This is a genomic window from Eggerthella hominis (assembly GCF_014287365.1).
GTDB lineage: Bacteria > Actinomycetota > Coriobacteriia > Coriobacteriales > Eggerthellaceae > Eggerthella > Eggerthella guodeyinii.
The window spans coordinates 117,199-134,794 of the sequence record NZ_JACOOA010000005.1 but is presented as its reverse complement, the minus strand read 5'-3'; the positions used below and the strand labels follow the sequence as shown (position 1 = coordinate 134,794).

12 protein-coding genes are annotated in these 17,596 nt (G+C 65.5%); 2 read left to right on the top strand and 10 right to left on the bottom strand.

Annotation, left to right across the window (positions count from 1 at the left end):
- Positions 1–56: 56 nt before the first annotated feature.
- The 8 genes from H8S61_RS11765 to H8S61_RS11730 form a co-directional block, all read right to left on the bottom strand.
- Positions 57–1,433 (bottom strand): ROK family protein, encoded by a 1,377-nt coding sequence (locus H8S61_RS11765; protein WP_154333799.1) that lies wholly within the window; start codon positions 1,431–1,433, stop codon positions 57–59.
- Positions 1,434–1,437: 4 nt separating this feature from the next.
- Positions 1,438–2,652 carry an AGE family epimerase/isomerase gene (locus tag H8S61_RS11760; RefSeq protein ID WP_186939120.1) on the bottom strand — a complete coding sequence of 405 codons (1,215 nt, stop codon included), beginning with the start codon at positions 2,650–2,652 and terminating at the stop codon, positions 1,438–1,440.
- 9 nt (positions 2,653–2,661) lie between these two features.
- A complete protein-coding gene (locus H8S61_RS11755; protein ID WP_186939119.1) occupies positions 2,662–3,645 on the bottom strand; it encodes a dihydrodipicolinate synthase family protein in 984 nt (327 codons plus the stop codon).
- 142 nt (positions 3,646–3,787) lie between these two features.
- Complete coding sequence (locus tag H8S61_RS11750) at positions 3,788–4,648, bottom strand: ABC transporter ATP-binding protein (RefSeq protein ID WP_186939118.1); 861 nt, start codon at positions 4,646–4,648, stop codon at positions 3,788–3,790.
- Positions 4,645–6,672, bottom strand: coding sequence for a dipeptide/oligopeptide/nickel ABC transporter permease/ATP-binding protein (locus H8S61_RS11745; RefSeq protein WP_160942748.1), 2,028 nt, complete (start codon positions 6,670–6,672; stop codon positions 4,645–4,647). The genes H8S61_RS11750 and H8S61_RS11745 overlap by 4 nt, the downstream gene beginning before the upstream one ends.
- 4 nt (positions 6,673–6,676) lie before the next feature.
- Entirely contained in the window at positions 6,677–7,633 is a 957-nt protein-coding gene (locus H8S61_RS11740) for an ABC transporter permease (protein WP_160942749.1), read from the bottom strand.
- 189 nt (positions 7,634–7,822) lie between these two features.
- A complete protein-coding gene (locus H8S61_RS11735; protein WP_186939117.1) occupies positions 7,823–8,707 on the bottom strand; it encodes an SGNH/GDSL hydrolase family protein in 885 nt (294 codons plus the stop codon).
- Positions 8,708–8,788: 81 nt separating this feature from the next.
- Positions 8,789–10,405: an ABC transporter substrate-binding protein gene (locus tag H8S61_RS11730; RefSeq protein WP_160942751.1), complete on the bottom strand. Its 1,617-nt coding sequence runs from the start codon at positions 10,403–10,405 to the stop codon at positions 8,789–8,791.
- Positions 10,406–10,674: 269 nt separating this feature from the next.
- Here H8S61_RS11730 and H8S61_RS11725 point away from each other — a divergent pair, with 269 nt between their 5' ends.
- Positions 10,675–11,160, top strand: coding sequence for a very short patch repair endonuclease (locus H8S61_RS11725; RefSeq protein WP_366458396.1), 486 nt, complete (start codon positions 10,675–10,677; stop codon positions 11,158–11,160).
- Between the two features lie 233 nt (positions 11,161–11,393).
- A complete protein-coding gene (nifJ, locus tag H8S61_RS11720; RefSeq protein ID WP_186939115.1) occupies positions 11,394–14,936 on the top strand; it encodes a pyruvate:ferredoxin (flavodoxin) oxidoreductase in 3,543 nt (1,180 codons plus the stop codon).
- Between the two features lie 90 nt (positions 14,937–15,026).
- Here nifJ and H8S61_RS11715 read toward each other — a convergent pair whose 3' ends face one another.
- On the bottom strand, positions 15,027–15,737 hold the full coding sequence (locus H8S61_RS11715) for a response regulator transcription factor (RefSeq protein WP_160942754.1): 711 nt from the start codon (positions 15,735–15,737) through the stop codon (positions 15,027–15,029).
- A complete protein-coding gene (locus tag H8S61_RS11710) occupies positions 15,730–17,403 on the bottom strand; it encodes an ATP-binding protein (protein WP_186939114.1) in 1,674 nt (557 codons plus the stop codon). Before H8S61_RS11710 ends, H8S61_RS11715 begins: the two co-directional genes overlap by 8 nt.
- Between the last annotated feature and the right edge of the window lie 193 nt (positions 17,404–17,596).

The following is a 17,596-nucleotide window of genomic DNA, read 5'->3' as shown; positions in this document are numbered from 1 at the left end:
CGCCGCGCGGGGCGCGCAGCGGCTCGTGTCGATGGAGCGTTGTGCCGGATTGCGGCTTAGAGCACGGCCGGCAGGCTCGCGGCGGCCACGGACTGGCCCACGCGGCGCATCATCTCGTCGGGCAGCGTGACGTTGATCTGCGCGTCCAGCTCGGGATGCTCTTCGGCCAGCACGCGGTTGCACTCGCTGATCACGAGGTCGCCGCCCACGCCAGAAGCCACGCGGCCCAGCACCAAGAGCGTCTTGATCTCGTAGAACGCGCTGTACAGCACGAGCGTGTGCGCCAGGTACACGCCGATGGAGCGGAAGATGTCGAGCGCGCCGGCATGGCCCTCGTCGGCCAGGCCCTGCACCACCTTGAGCTTCTCGGCGGGGGAGAGCGTCGGGTCGAGCTCGATGCCGGCGGCGGGCGCCAGCTTGATGACCGCGTCCTGGCTGAAGTACTTGCAGCCCACGCCGAAGTCGCCGGACCACTCGTCCTGCATGGCCTCGGGCGACAGATCGACCGGCGCGAACGCCAGCTCGTTGATCCAGCCCAGCACGTTGCCCTCGTCGTTGACGTAGCCTACGGCCTCGGAGGTGCCCATGGCGATGCCGAGGATGTCGCCCGAGCCCGTGCTCATGAAGCCGGCGAGCGCGGTGACGTCGCCGTCGTTGGCCACCACCAGGGGCACGTCGCCGATCTCCTTGCCGGCGCGGTCGTAGATGCTCTTGACCTCGTCGCGGCGCTCGCGCGGCACCTTGATGAACAGGGAGGCCACCATGGGGCTGTTGCCCACGAACGTGCCGGCGGACGACACGCCGATGGCGTCGACGCGCGGCATCTTGGATGCGGCGGTCTTGAACGCCGTCACGATCTCGTTGAAGTGGTACTCCGGATCTTCGGTGACTTTCGGGAACCACACGACCTCTTCGGAGTACACCGATTCGCCGTCGATGACGGCCGACACCTTGCGATCCGAGCCGCCCGCGTCGAAGCCGATGCGGCAGCCCTCCATGTGGCCGCCGATCTTCTTGGCGGCCTCGTTGGCGGCGGGGAAGTCGGCCTCGGAGCAGGCGATGACCTCGAGCGGCTTCTCGTACACGTCGCCCACGAAGCCGTAGTCGAACGCGCGCGCGCCGTCGGGCGCATAGGCGGCCGCCAGCTTCGCCGCGATGTCGTCGCAGCCGCAGAGGTAGACGCGGAAGCCGCCGATGCTCCACAGCTCGAACTTCACGAGGCGCTCCACGTAGCGCAGGTCGGCCTCGGCGAACTCGCCGCCGCGGATGAAGCTCTTGCGCACGGAGATCAACCCGTCCTCGCGCTCGACGGCCACGGCGATGGGCGTGTGCGCGTCCTCGAGGTAGGCGCGCATCCACACGCCGAAGGGGATGAACCCGTCGTCGAGGACGGGAACGTTCTTGATGTCGTAATCGATACCCAGGTAGTTCATGGCGTTAGTCTCCTATCAGCTCGGTCAGCACGCGCTCGGTCATGGACAGCGCGCGGGGGACGTGGAAGGGCCCTTTGAACGTGGAACCCTTGGTGGGCGGCATGGTGGGCAGGCCGTCGCGGCGCAGGTAGCCGTACCATTCGCCGTACTCGGGGTCGGCGAAATGCTGCTTGCAGTAGTCCATCGTCTTCAAAAGCCAGTCCAGGTAGTACTCGTCGCCGGTGTCGCGGTACGCCTTCGACGCGGCGATCATGATCTCGTTGTGGGGCCACCACAGCTTCATGTCGTGCTCGTACGCCTCGGTCGGCAGGCCTTTGGCATCGATGAAGTACAGCAGTCCGCCGTACTCCTCGTCCCAGCCGGCTTCGATGGCCAGGCGGAATATCTGCTCGGCGCTGCGGTGCAGCTCCTCGTCGCCGCGGAAGTTCGCCTCGTCCATCATGAACCAGCTGCACTCGATGTCATGGCCGGGATTGACCACGCGCCCGGCGGTGTACCACAGCTCCGGCTCGCCGTCGAGGTTGACGCTTTCCAGCGTGCAGCCCAGCTCGGGACGGTAGTGCTCGTTCACGATGCGGTCGGTGCACTCCTTGGCGTGGCGGTTGTACTCCTCGGTGTTCGCGGGGTCCACGCGGCGCATGATGCCGATGATGTTCAGGAAGATCATCGGGTCGCCCAGCGCGCGGCCCGACCGCGTTTCGGGGATGGTCTTGGGGCCGAGGCCCGTCGGATCCTCGATCAGGCCGTTGTTGAGGTCGTAGATCATGCGGTACGCACGGCGCGCCCGTTCGAGGTACGCGTCCTCGCCCGTCAAGCCGTAGTACTCGGCGTTGGCGATGGCGTAGAAGCCCTCGGAGAAGCAGTAGCGCCTCTGACGCAGCGGGCGCCCTTCGGCGGTCACCGTGAAGTACAGGCGGTCGCCTGCCTCGCGGTTGATGCAGTGGTCTTCCAGGAAGTCGAGGCAGCTCTTGGCGGCCACCATCCATTCCGGCTTCTCGCCGTACAAGCGGCACAGGTGCGAGAACGTCCAAGCGCAGCGGCCCTGCATCCACACGCTCTTGTCGGTGGAGTAGATCTGGCCGGTGCGGTCGAGGCAGGTGTACACGCCTCCGTTTTCCTCGTCCATGCCGTGCTCGAGCCAGAAGGCGACGCAGGCGTCGAGCTCCTGGCGGAGCCAGTCGCGCGCCTCGATCAGCTGTGCGGTGGTGTCAGCGGTCACGGAGCCTCCTTACTTCGGCTGCCCGACGGTGGGGCAGGCGCACCAGGTGGACTGACGCGTCTGAGCGTCGGCCTCGAGCAGGCCCGCGCCCTTCAGCACCTCGACGATATGGTCCACGTCCTCGCCCTCGAGCGCGCACACGGGCTCGCGCATCTGGTTCGTGTTGAACACGCCCATCTGCCACAGCGCCGTCTTGAACGCGCCCACGCCGGCGCCGAAGCCCACGGTGGCCTTCACTTCGCGCGTGACGTACATGAGGCGGGCGAGGTGGTTCTGGATCTGGCGCACGCGCTCCCAGTCGCCGGCCTGCGCCGCGCGCCACTGCTCCACGTAGCTTGCCGGGTCGATGTTCGCGAGGCCCGGCACCGAGCCGTCGGCGCCGCCGAGGTACGCGCCGTCGACGACCACCTCGTGGCCGGTCAGCAGCTGCAGCGGGTGGCCGGCGTCCTCGTTCTGCAGGCACATCCAGCGGAACGACACGTCGTCGCCCGAGGAGTCCTTCACGCCCTGCAGCACGCCGTCCTCGCCGAGGCGCACGAGCATCGTGGGATCGAGCTTCGTGTGCACGCAGGCGGGCAGGTCGTAGGCGAACAGCGGCAGGTCGGTGTACTCGCGGATGGCGCGGAAGTGGCGCTCCACCTCTTTGGGGCCGCCCAGCGCGTAGAACGGAGCGGTGGCGACGAGGGCGTCCACGCCGAAGCCCGCAGCGCGCTTGGCCTGGTCGATCACGCGCATGGTCTCCATGTCGATGATGCCCGTGAGAACCGGCACGCGGCCGTTCACCATGGCGACGGCCTCCTGCAGCACGTGGTAGCGCTGCGCGTCGGTGAGGAAGGCCACCTCGCCGCTGGAACCCAGGAAGAACAGACCGTCGACGCCGGCCTCGATCATGCGGTTGATGGAGCGCTCGAGCGCCTCGAGGTCGAGCTGGCGCTTCTCGGTCAACGGAATGACGACCGGGGGAATGACGCCGCGGAACGGTGAATCAGTCATAGGAAACAAGCCTCTCTTCGTTCGTCGGTAAACGGTAAAAGGGTAAACTCCCTCAGCGCAAGCGTCAACGAATGAGGCAGGTCACCACATAAAAAGCGCCCCCGGTGTAGGAACCGGGGGCGCGATGAAAACGGGTGGGGCGCTACTTGCCCAAGTCGGGGTGGAGCAGCGACGGGGCGGCGCCCAGCAGCAGCTTCGTGTAGTCGTGCTGCGGACGCTCGAACACGTCCTTCGACGCGCCGCGCTCCACGGCCTCGCCGGCGTTCATCACGATGATCTGGTCGGAGATGTAGCGCACCGTCTGGATGTCGTGGCTGATGAACACCATGGACAGGCCCAGGTCGCGCTTGAGGTCCATGAGCAGGTTCAAGATCTGCGCACGCACCGACACGTCGAGGGCGCTCGTGGGCTCGTCGGCGATGATGGCGTCGGGCTCCAGCGACAAGGCGCGGGCGATGGCCACGCGCTGGCGCTGGCCGCCGGACAGCTGGCCCGGCAGGGCGTCGAGCACGGAGTTCGGCAGGCCCACCATCTCGATGAGGTCGAGCACGCGGCGCTCGCGCGACTTCTTGTCGCCCACCTTGTGCACGGTGAGCGGGTCCATGAGCTGGTCGTGCACGCTCATGCGCGCGTTCAGCGCCGTGGCGGGGTCCTGGAACACCACCGAGATCACGCGGCCGATGAGGCGGCGTTCGGCGGCCGTGCGCTTCGTCACGTCCTGGCCCTTGAAGTACACCTTGCCCGACGTGGGCTGCTGCAGGCCGCACATCACGTTGGCCGTGGTGGACTTGCCGCAGCCCGACTCGCCCACGATGCCGAGCGTCTGACCCGGCATGAGCTTGAGGGTGAGGCCGCGCACGGCCTGCACCTTGTTCGGATGCAGGATGGAGCCCGTGCGCGTCTTGAACGTCACGCGGATGTCGTCGAGGAAGATGATGGGGGTGGGCTCGCCCGCCTCCGCTGCGGGCTGGGCGCCCGCGTTCACGCGTTCCTGCTCGCTCATATGATGGCACCTCCTGGGACGTACGGTTTGATGCCGAGGCGCTTGAGCTCGCTGTCGGGCAGCTCGGCGAAGTAGTGATCGGTGTCAGCGACGCGCTTGAGCACCGGACGCAGCTGCGAGACCTTGTCGGGATGGCTCGAGCGCGGCGTGAAGCGGTCGCCCTCGGGGAAGTCCTTGGGGCTGGGGACGCTGCCGGGCACCTGGTGCAGGCGCGTGCCGCCTGCTTCGATGGACAGCACCGAGCCCAGCAGGCCGCGCGTGTACTCGTGCACGGGGTGGCACAGGATGTCGGACACGGGACCCTGCTCGACCACCTGGCCGGCGTACATGACGGTGATGGAGTTGGCCACCTCGGCGACGAGCGCGAGGTCGTGGCTCACGAACACCATCGCGAAGCCCAGCTCCTTCTGCAGTTTGTTCAAGAGGTCGATGACCTGCTTCTGCACGGTCACGTCGAGGGCCGTGGTGGGCTCGTCGGCGATGATGACCTTCGGGTCGCGCGTCAGCGCCATGGCGATGAGCACGCGCTGGCGCTGGCCGCCCGACAGCTCGTGGGGGTAGGAGTCCAGCGTGCGCTTCGGGTCGAGGCCCACGAGCTCCAGCAGCTCCTCGGCCGTGCGGGTGCCGCCGCGCTTCGTGAGCTGCTTCATCTGCGCCTTGATGAGCATGGACGGGTTGAGCGAGGACAGCGCGTCCTGGTAGATCATGGCGATCTCGCGGCCGCGCAGGGCGTTCATCTGCTTCTGGTTCATGTCGAGCAGGTTCTGCCCGTCGTAGAGCACCTCGCCCGTGACGGTGGCCTTCGGGTCGAGCAGGCCCATGATGGTGAGCGAGGTGATGGACTTGCCGCAGCCGGACTCGCCCACGAGGCCCATGGTCTGGCGCGGGCGCACCACGAAGCTCACGTGGTCGACCACGTTCACGTCGCCGTGGCGCGGGAACTTGATGCAGAGGTCCTTGACTTCCAGGATGGGCGGCACGTCGGTGCGCGCCTCGAAGCGGTCGGTGCGCGTCTTCTCGACGGCCTGCAGCTGGGAGAGGCGCTGCTCGAGCATCTCGGCCTGAGCGGCGTAGGCCAGCGTCGGGTCGGCGACCATCTTGTCGGCCTCGCGGTTGGCGGCCAGCGCGTCGTCGGCGGCCTTGACCGGGGCCTTGGGCGCGGCGGCCATGGCGTCGGTGATGCCCTCGGACAGGATGTTGAGGCACAGCACGGTGATCATGATGGCGAGGCCCGGGAACAGCGCCTGCCACCAGCGGCCCGCCAGCACGCCGCCGCGCGCGTCGGCGAGGATGTTGCCCCACGTCGGCGTCGGCTCGGGGATGCCGGCCGAGATGAACGACAGGGAGGCCTCGAACACGATGGCGTCGGCCACGAGCACGATGGTGAACACCATGACCGGGGCGATGCAGTTGCGGATGACGTGCTTCACGAGAATCCACGGGGCGCGGGCGCCGGACACGACGACGGCGCGCACGTAATCCTGGTTGTACTCGCTCACCACGTTGGCGCGCACGATGCGGGCGATCTGCGGGATGTACAGGAAGCCGATCGCGAAGATGAGCGAGGGCACCGAGTTGCCGAACACGAGCACGAACGTGGCGGCCAGCGCGATGCCGGGGAAGGACATGATGACGTCCAGGATGCGCATGATGACTTCCGACACCCACTTGCGGGCCACCGCGGCGATGGCGCCGATGATGGAGCCGCACACGAGCGCGAAGGCCGTGGCCCCGAGGCCGATGATGAGCGAGTAGCGCGCGCCGTACATCATGCGCGACAGCACGTCGCGGCCCTTGTCGTCGGTGCCGAACAGGAACTGGGCGTCGGGCGCCTGGCGGGCGGTGAAGATTTCCAGCGGGTTGTGCGGCGCCAGGACGTTGGCGAGCACGGCGATCATGACGATCAGGATGAGCACGATCAGCGAGATGCGCGATCCGATGCTCATGGCCTTCCACCGGCGGAAGTGCACGTTGCCGGCGTTCGATTCCATAGACTCTGTGAGGTTTCCTCGAAGTTTCACCATGTCGCTACACCGTCCTGATTCGCGGATCGATCAGGATATAAAGCATATCCACGATAATGTTGATGATGATGAAGGTGATGGCCACCACCAGCACGACGCCCTGCACGAGCATCGTGTAGCTGGACTGGATGCCCGAGAGGATGGCCATGCCCATGCCGGGGAGGTTGAAGATGACCTCGATGACCACGGCGCCGCCGATGAGGTAGCCGATGCGCAGGCCGAGCACCGTCACGGGGGTGATCAGCGCGTTGCGCAGCACGTTGCGGGCCACCACGACGCGCTTCGGGATGCCGGCGCCGAGGGCCGTGCGCACGTAGTCCTTGTCGAGCTCCTCGACCATGGACGTGCGGATGACGCGGGTGAGCTGGCCTGCCACGGGGACGCCCAGCGCGACGGCCGGCATGGCCATGCGGGCGAGCCAACCGCCGGGATCGGAGGTGAGGGAGGGCAGCGCGCCGGATGCGGGCAGCAGGTGCAGCATCGACGAGAACAGCAGGATCATGAGCACCGCCAGCCAGAACGAGGGCGTCGCGATGCAGGCGATGGAGAACACGCGGATGATCTGGTCGGGCCATCGATCTCGGTACAGGGCCGAGATCACGCCCAAGATCACCGCGATCACCACGCCGATGATGAGGCCGAAGAACGTCAGCTGCAAGGTGACGGGCAGCGCCTCGCCGATGCGGTCGGCCACCGAGGCGTTGTTCGCGCCGTAGGTGCCGAGGTCGCCCTGGACCAGGCCGACGATGAAGTTACCGTACTGCACGAGAATCGGATCGTTCAATCCGTGCTCCTCGCGATACTGCTCGGCTTGGGCTTCAGTGGCGTTCTCGCCAAGGACCGAGTACGCCTGGTCGATGGGTGAGAGCGCCATGATGAAGAAGACGAGGATGGTGACACCGAAGATCATGATCGGCAGCGCTATGAGGCGTCGTCCGATTAATCGTAGCAGGTTGCTCACCGTATCCCCCTTTCGCTTCGTGGGCCCGAGAGCCCGCTTGCACTGACAACTGCTGCCTGCATCGCGCGCACAGGCGCGGTAAGCGTGTAGACAACCAATCGTATTTTATCTGATCTGCGCAGATTATGCAGAGAAATAAGAGCGATCTTGAACCATATCCTGCGCCGCCGGTTCAAGCGTTCCTCCAGATCAGGATTTCCCCTGATCGCACACGAGAAACCAGCTGCTTCCCGTGCTGCGGGCGTGCTCGCAGCCGACGCACGCGACGCCGGGGCAGAGCTCTTCGGAGCGCAGGGAGGCGTCGAAGAGGTCGGCGGGCAGCGTGCGCGCAGCGGGTTCGGCGCCTTCGATGCACGACGCGATCATCGCAGCCAGCTGGCGCATGCCGCGCGCGTTGGGGTGGGTGCCGTCCACGGCTTCGTAGTCGACGCCGAACGCCTCGAGGTCGGCCACGCGGCAGCCGTGCTCGCGCGCGGACGCGCGGATGGCTTCGTTGTAGGCGCGAAACGGCGCGCCGCGCAGGTTCCAGGCGAACGTGGGGCGCTCCTCGCCCGCCACGCGGCCGGGGCAGAGCGTGCAGCACCACGTCTCGGCCTGCGGGTACGTGGCGCGGAGGCGGCTGAGCAGCAGGTCGTATGCGGCGCGGAATCCGGCGACGGCGTCGGGGGAGGCGCATCCGGGGGCGTGCGGTTCGATGGCGTCAAGGTCGAGCGTTGCGGGCAGGGCGTTGCCGCGGCCGGCGGCCTGCGCCGCCGCGCCGCCCCAGCCGTAGTCGTTGATGCCCATGAATGCGATGACGACATCGGGCTGCACGCCGTGCGCGGCCAGCGCGTCGATGCGCTCCTGGCTGCTCCCCGCGGGGAAGCCCGCCCCTTCCACGAGGCTGCCCGAGAAGGCGCTGTTCGCCAGCAGCCACCCGTCCAAGCGGGCGACGACCTGGGACCACCAGGTGTCGGCCGGCGTCAGCACGCCGGTCTGCGCGCAGCGGTCCCCTTCGTAGAACACGCGGTAGCCGGGCGGGATGCATCCGTCGAACGTGCTGATGGAGTCGCCGAGGATGGAAATGGATCGCATGGGCCCTCTTTCTCAAAAGCAAGGGCCCGCCCCTTGCGGAGCGAGCCCTCTCGTTGCGTTTACCTCAGATGATGCGTGCGCTTACGCCTTCACGCTGGCGCCGAGGAACACGAGGCCCGTCGTGGCGATGGGCTCGAAGCCGGTGATCTGCGTCTCCTGATAGCCCGTGGCCAGCTCGCGGTGGAACAGCGGGTACAGCGGCACCTCTTCGGCCAGCAGGTCGAAGCACTTGTTCCACAGCTCCTGCTGCTCGTTGCCGGTGGCCTCGCGCGCCTGCTGCATGAGCGTCTGCAGCTCGTCGAACTTGCCGTCGCCGGCCTTCTTCCAGCAGCTGCGGCCCTGGGTCCACACGTTGTCGCCGTACCACCAGGACATCAGCAGGTCGGGGTCGTTGCCGAAGCAGGTCGGGTCGCCCGGGGTGAGCATGACGTCGTAGGGCAGCACGTCAGCCGACTCGGCCAGGGACGCCCAGTCGACCTTCGTCTCGTTGATGGTGCAGTTCAGGCCGATGTCGTCCAGGTTGTTCTTGATGCCTGCGGCCAGATCCTTCACCCAGTTGTTGTTCGTCATCAGCTCGAAGCTCAAATCGGTGACGCCGGCCTCGGCGAGCAGGCTCTTGGCCTTCTCGGGGTCGTAGGTGTACACCGTGGAGGCCTTGTGGTAGTTCTCGTGGCTCTCCGGCAGGAAGCCCGTGACCTTGGCGGCATGGCCGGCCATGGCGTTGGAGATCAGCTTGTCCACGTCGACGGCGTAGTAGAACGCCTGGCGGACGCGCTTGTCGTTGAAGGGCTCCTTCAGCGTGTTGAACATGAAGAACGGCTGGTTGAAGCCCTGGATGTAGTCGACGGAGGCGCCGGCGGCCTGAAGCTGGTCGGCGTTGGCGTCGGGCACGTTCTCCATGACCTGAACCGTGGCCTCCTGCAGCGCGGTGGTGCGGGAGGTGTTGTCAAGCAGGATGTCCCAGTGCATCTTGTCGGCGGTCGCGGCGTACTTGCCGTTGTAGTTCGTGTTGGGCACGAACTCGATGGCGCCGCCGTCGTCGCCGTTGATGGTGTCGTACATCCAGGGGCCGGAACCGATCGGCTTGGTCTTCAGGTCGTCGTCGGTCAGCGTCGCGGGGAACACCTTGACCACGCTCAGACGGCCCTTGAGCAGGCTGTCGAAGGGGTACTTGAGCGTGAAGGAGACGGTCTTGTCGTCCTTCGCGGACACCGTGTCGATGAACTCGAGGAAGGCGCCGTAGGTGGCGTCGGCCATGTTCTTCTCGAACGCGTTCACCACGTCGGCGGTCGTCACGTCGGTGCCGTCGGAGAACTTGGCGCCGTCGCGCAGGGCGACCTCGTACTCGGTGTCGGAGACCTTCGTGGGCTCGCCGGCGGCAAGCGCGTTGTAGGTCTTGTAGGTGTGCAGGTCGAGGTCGTACAGGCCCTCGAACACGTGCCACGTGGCGGCCAGCATCAGCGCGGAGCTGTTGCCGATCGGGTTGACGTTCGTGCTCGTGTAGGCCATCGCGCCGGTCAGCGTGCCGCCCTGGGCAGCCGTGCCGGTGTCGGTCGTGCCCGCATCCGTCGACGGGGTGGACGTCGTGTCGCCGCCACCGCCGCAACCTGCCAGGCTGAGACCGGCCGCTGCGGCTGCAACGGCGCTGCCTGCCAAGAACGTGCGGCGAGACAAAGACGCTTTCATAGGCTGTTCCATTGGTTTCCCTCCATTTCGGTATCGGGGCAGGAGGCCCCGAACGTACGTGCGTGCTTGCGCACGCGCACAACAGCACTGCCTATTATCGGGGAAAACCCTGAGAAAATAAAGAACCTGTAAGCTCAATGTTGTGATGATTATTTCGCTGAGAGAATAGTTTACCTGGGAAAATCAGTGGTATCATGCGCGGGATGGTTCGTAAGCAACATAAAAGTAACGGTTGGCTAACGGTGTTCCTCGGCACTGAAAACCGGCCGTTTCCCGCATTGGTGGACCGCCTTGCGCGCCCGGCGCTGCCCGCGCCCGCCAAGCTGCTGCCGCCGCCCGCGTCGAGCGAGGCCGTGCGCAAGTCGATGATGGGCAACAAGCGCAGCAACACGAAGCCCGAGTTGCTCGTGCGCCAGCGCCTGCGCGCGGCGGGCCTGACGGGCTACCGGCTGCAGTGGAAGGTGCCCGGCCATCCCGACGTGGCATGGCCGGGCAAGAAGGTGGCGCTGTTCGTGAACGGGTGCTTCTGGCACCGGTGCCCGCGGTGCAAGCCCAGCATGCCGAAGCGCAACGTGGAGTACTGGGTGGTGAAGTTCGAGCGCAACGTCGAGCGCGACGAGCGCAGCCGCGCCGCGCTCGAGGAGCTCGGCTGGACCGTCCACGTGATCTGGGAGTGCCAGCTCAAGAAAAAGACGATCGACGAAACCTTCGCCGAGCTGCTGCCCGTGCTCGCCGAGGAGCTGGGGAAGGAACTCAAGGACGCGTAGCCTCCCGCCGCCGCGCGCGGGGCCCGTCTTCACGCTCTCCCTACATTTGTGGCCGTTTGCCGACGTGGGCGACCGCGGCGAGCCGCCCATCGTCCTCGTCGCGCCGCAACGCGATTTCGGGCTGGTATCATGAATGCCGTGTATTCTGTCAGGCGAAGCAAACTGAGCTAGAGGAGAAGGTCGGGGCCCCGATGCGCTCGGTCGGGCGAGCATCCCCTTCGAAGGAGAGGAATATGACGAGAGAATTCAAATCCATGGACGGCAACAACGCCGCCGCGTACGTCTCCTATGCGTTTACCGAGGTGGCGGGCATTTATCCGATCACCCCGTCGAGCCCGATGGCCGACTTGGTGGACCAGTGGTCCGCCGCTGGGAAGAAGAACATCTTCGGCACCACGGTGAAGGTGTGCGAGATGCAGTCCGAGGGCGGCGCCGCGGGCGCGGTGCACGGCTCGCTGGCCGCAGGCGCGCTGACCACCACCTACACCGCCTCCCAGGGCCTGCTCCTCATGATCCCCAACATGTACAAGATGGCCGCCGAGCAGCTGCCGTGCGTGTTCCACGTGAGCGCGCGCACGCTGGCCACCCAGGCGCTGTCCATCTTCGGCGACCACTCCGACGTCATGGCGTGCCGCCAGACGGGCTTCGCCATGCTCGCCGAGACGAACGTGCAGGAGGTCATGGACCTGTCCGCCGTGGCGCACCTGTCCGCCATCAAGGGCCACATCCCCTTCATCAACTTCTTCGACGGCTTCCGCACCTCGCACGAAGTGCAGAAGATCGCCGTGTGGGATTACGAGGACCTCGCCGACATGTGCGACATGGAGGCCGTGAGCGAGTTCCGCGACCACGCCCTGAACCCCGAGCGTCCGGCCATGCGCGGCAGCCATGAGAACGGCGACATCTTCTTCCAGCATCGCGAGGCGTGCAACGGCGTGTACGATGCGCTGCCCGCGGTGGTCGAGGACTACATGCACCAGGTGAACGCCAAGCTGGGAACGAACTACGAGCTGTTCAACTACTACGGCGCCCCCGACGCCGACCGCGTGATCGTGGCCATGGGCTCGTTCTGCGACGTGGTTGAGGAAGTCGTCGACTACCTCAACGCGCAGGGTCAGAAGGTGGGCCTCGTGAAGGTGCGCCTGTACCGTCCGTTCGTGTCCGAGAAGTTCATGGCGGCGCTGCCCGCGACCGTGCAGAAGATCGCCGTCATGGACCGCACGAAGGAGCCGGGCGCGCTCGGCGAGCCGCTGTACATGGACGTCATCAACGCGCTCGCGCACGAGGGCCGCGCCGACCTCACCGTGGTGGGCGGCCGCTACGGCCTGGCGTCGAAGGACACCCCGCCGTCTTCGGTGTTCGCCATCTACCAGGAGCTCGAGAAGGACGCGCCGGCGCGCGAGTTCACCGTCGGCATCGTCGACGACGTGACGAACCTGTCGCTGCCCGAGGATCCGAACAGCCCGAACACCGCGGCCGAGGGCACCATCGAGTGCAAGTTCTGGGGTCTCGGCGGCGACGGCACCGTGGGCGCGAACAAGAACTCCATCAAGATCATCGGCGACCACACCGACAAGTACGTGCAGGCCTACTTCCAGTACGACTCGAAGAAGACGGGCGGCGTGACCATCAGCCACCTGCGCTTCGGCGATTCGCCCATCCGCAGCACCTACTACGTGAACAAGGCCGACTTCGTGGCCTGCCACAACCCCTCCTACGTCACCAAGGGCTTCCGCATGGTGAACGACGTGAAGCCGGGCGGCGCGTTCATGATCAACTGCCAGTGGACGCCGGAGGAGCTTGAGCACCACCTCAACGCCGAGGCGAAGCGCTACATCGCCAACAACGACATCAAGCTGTACACCATCAACGCCATCGACCTCGCCGCCGAGATCGGCATGGGCAAGCGCACGAACACCATCCTGCAGTCGGCGTTCTTCACGCTGGCGAACGTGATCCCGCAGGACGAGGCGCTCCAGTACATGAAGGACGCCGCCACGAAGTCCTACCTGAAGAAGGGCCAGGACGTCGTCGACATGAACCACCGCGCCATCGATGCGGGCGCTACGGCGTTCGTGCAGGTGGAAGTGCCTGCAAGCTGGGCAAACGCCGTGGACGAGGGCGAGGCTCCCGTGCTCGAGGGCCGCTCCGAAGTGGTGAAGATGGTGCGCGACATCATGGAGCCGGTCGGCCGCATGGACGGCGACCGCCTGCCGGTGTCCGCGTTCCTCGACCACGCCGACGGCCAGTTCGAGCAGGGCGCGGCCGCCTACGAGAAGCGCGGCGTCGCCGTGAGCGTGCCCGCGTGGGATGCCGCTTCCTGCATCCAGTGCAACCAGTGCGCGTTCGTGTGCCCGCATGCCACCATCCGCCCGTTCGCCCTCACCGAGGAAGAAGCCGCCGCCGCTCCCGCCGCCACCGTCATGGTGCCGGCGAGGGGCAAGGCCGCTGCCGGCCTGCAGTACACGCTGGCCGTGTCCCCGCTCGACTGCATGGGCTGCGGCGTGTGCGTGAACGTGTGCCCCTCCGACTCGCTGACGATGGTGCCCACGGAAAGCCAGCTGGCGCAGCAGGACGTGTTCGACTACTGCGTTGACAACGTGTCCGAGAAGCCCGCGCTCGAGGATGCCACGGTCAAGGGCAGCCAGTTCAAGCAGCCGCTGCTGGAGTTCTCCGGCGCCTGCGCCGGCTGCGCCGAGACGGCGTACGCGAAGCTGGTCACCCAGCTGTTCGGCGATCGCATGTACATCACGAACGCCACCGGCTGCTCGTCCATCTGGGGCGGTCCGGCCGCCACGTCGCCGTACACGGTGAACGCCGAGGGCCGCGGCCCGGCGTGGTCGAACTCGCTGTTCGAGGACAACGCCGAGCACGGCCTGGGCATGCTGCTGGGCCACGAGGCGGTGCGCAATCGCCTGATCGCCAAGCTGGAGGAGATGGCCGAGAACGACAAGACGCCGGCCGACCTCAAGGAGCTTATCGCGGCGTACATGGACACCGCGGAGGACAGCGAGGCCAACGCCAAGGCCGTCGAAGCGCTCATTCCGGGGCTTGAAGCCGCGGTTGCCGACGGGTGCCCTGCGGCCCCCGAGATTCTCCAGGACAAGGAATACCTGTCCAAGAAGTCCGTCTGGATCTTCGGCGGCGACGGCTGGGCCTACGACATCGGCTACGGCGGCCTCGACCACGTGCTGGCTTCCGGCGAGAACGTCAACGTGTTCGTGTTCGACACCGAGGTGTACTCCAACACGGGCGGCCAGGCGTCCAAGGCCACCAACATCGGCCAGGTTGCCCAGTTCGCCGCTGCCGGCAAGGACATCAAGAAGAAGAGCCTCACCGAGATCGCCATGGCGTACGGCTACGTGTACGTCGCGCAGGTTGCGATGGGCGCCAAGCCGGCCCAGACCATCAAGGCCATCGCCGAGGCCGAGGCGTATCCGGGACCGTCGCTCATCATCGGCTACTCGCCGTGCGAGATGCACTCCATCAAGGGCGGCATGGCGAACTGCCAGGACGAGATGAAGAAGGCCGTCGATTGCGGCTACTGGAACCTGTTCCGCTTCAACCCGGCCGCCGATGCGGGCAAGAAGTTCACCCTCGACTCCAAGGAGCCGTCGGGCGGCTACCAGGAGTTCCTCATGAACGAGGCCCGCTACAGCCGTCTGACCCGCGAGTTCCCCGAGCGCGCCGGCGAGCTGTTCGAGCGCAACGAGAAGGCCGCGATGGATCGCTACGAGCACCTGCTCAAGCTCAAGGACGTCTACGCCGAGGCGTAAGCCGAACCTCTGAGAGCACCGCACGCTGAAAGCCCCCGGCATCCGCCGGGGGCTTTTTCGCGCATGAGGGCGCCAGGGGAGGGGCGGTCGTTATCCGTCGATGCGGTCGGCAAACTTGTAGCCGACGCCCCACACGGTGAGCACGTACGCTGGCTGGCTCGCTTTGTCCTCGATCTTCTCCCTGATGCGGCGGATGAACACCGTGATGGAATTGGTATCGACCGCACTGTCCTCGCCCCAGATGTGCTCGTATATGTGCTCGCGCGTGAACGCCTGACCGGGGTTTCCCGCCAAGAGGGCGAGTATCTCGAACTCCTTGCCGGTCAGATCGAGCTTCACGCCGCGCTTGCGCACGACGTAGCCGCTGAAATCGATCTCGAGATCGCCGATGACGCTCGTTCCTGCACGAGCGTTCGCTCGTGCGAACGCGAGGTCTGACTTATGTCGATTGAGATGCGCCTCGATGCGCATGAGCAGCTCTTCGTTGTTGAAGGGCTTCACCAGATAGTCGTCCCCTCCCGCTTTGAACCCGATGCCCTTGTCCACGATGTCGCCCTTTGAGGAGAGGAACAGAATGGGAATGCGCCGCCCCTGCGCCCGCATCTCGCGGCACACGTCGTAGCCGTTCATCTTCGGCAGCATGACGTCGAGCAGCAGCAGGTCGGGGTGCTCTCGGCCGAGCATGTCCAGCCCGGTTCGGCCATCCGACGCGCAGCAGAATTCATAGCCTTCGTCGCAGATGATGCATTCGAGCGCCAGCTGCAGGCTGGGGTCGTCGTCGATGAGCATTATCTTATGCATAGTCTGCTCCTTCTGGTGGCAGGTTGGCGGGTATGCGCACGGCGAACGTGCTGCCGATCCCCGGTGCGCTTTCGACTTCTATGCTGCCTCCGTGCAGCTCGACGAGCTCCTTGCACATGGCGAGTCCGAGGCCGCTGCCGCCGTACGAGCGGCTGATGGAGCTGTCGGCCTGGGTGAACTTGTCGAAGATGCGCTCCAGATCGTCTGCCTCGATGCCGACGCCGGTATCGCTGACGCTCAGAACCACGCACATGCCGTGCTCGTCGTAGCGACAGGCGATGCGAACGCATCCGCCAGCGGCCGTGAACTTCACGGCATTGCCCGCAAGGTTTTCCGCGACGCGATGGAGCTTTTCCGCATCACCGACGAACAGCGGAATGTCGTCGGCGACGGAATACTCGACGTGCACGCCTTTTCTGTGAGCGAGCGGGTCGATGGTGGGCTGCAGACCCGCAACGACGTCGACCATGTCGGTCACTTCGAGGCACAGGTCCTCCTTGCCCGCTTCAAGGCGGGCCATCACGAGAATATTGTCGATCATATCGAGCAGCGCTTGGTTGTTCGTTTCGAGCTCCGACCAGAGCCGCTCGTCGTCGGCCGAGAGCTGGTGGCGCTCCTTGAGGATGCCGGAGAATGCCATCGACGCCGCGAGTGGGGTTTTGAGCTCGTGGCTCATCATGGCGAGGAAGTCGCTCTTGTACTGGTTCTCGTCGGCGAGGCGATTGTTCGTGCTCGCCAGTTCGCGTCGCTGGGCTTCAAGCGCTTCGTTCGCCTGGCTCAGCTGCTGGGTTCGCGCGTCGACCGTTTCCTCGAGCGTCGTGTGCGATCGCTCGAGCTCATCGGCCATAGTGTTGAATCCGCGCGTCAGAACCTGAATCTCCTTCGATTGCCCGTCGGGGTTCAGGCGCGTGTCGTAGTCGCCTTTCTCGAAGCTTTCCATCCCTCGTTTCACCTGATCGATGGGCTTGGTCACCAACGAGTTGATGGCGACCCAGATGATGGAAATGGACGCGATCACCGCAAGCGCGCTCAACAGCACGCTCTGCTCCCTGCTGGTTTGCGCGGATTCGATATACGTGGTCGCGGGGATGGCGAGGGAGATGGCACCGTACAGGTCGCCTTCTTTGAGCCCTTCTTTCGGATAGCCGGCAATATCGATTTCCCCGATTGGTTCGCCGTGGCATTGCAGACAGGATGTTTCCATGTCCATGCGTTTGAGATAACGGAAGTACGTACCCTCGTCGAACTCCTCGAAGCGGTAGTATTCGCTGAGCGACGGGTCGTTCGAGAAAGATTCGAGCGCCTCACGCTCGAACGCATCGGGCTCGTCGAAGTCGTTGCGCGGGGAGAGGGCCACGTAACTCGTCTGGTAGTTGGTGGCGCGCGAGAACAGCGATCCGATCGAGCGGCCGGCGATGGAGCACTGCAATCCCTTGAACTCGTAGTTGCCTTGGGAATCGTAGTTGATGAGGTCTTGGTTCACCGTCATGAAGAACCATACGGCATCCATGTTGGCCGAGATGGCCCGTGCCTGCTCCGTGAGCTCCTGCCCGATGCGTTCGCTGCTGGAATGCTGCTGCCACAGCACGTTTGCCCCCAGCATCGCCACGATAACCGATACGAGGAGCACGATAAACTTCACGCGAAGCGAACCAGACGATTTCATGTATCCCGCATCCCCATTCTGCAGGTGTATGAGGCTTACCAGTATAGCATTTTCACGGCGCATTCTCGGGAGGCTCGGGTGTGGTATCGTTTGGTCTGATGAAGTGCAAACGTGTGCTCTGACCAGGAGAGTAATGAATTGGCAATATCTGGTCAGGGAATTGTCACACCCTGTCAATGTCTATGACGCGCGT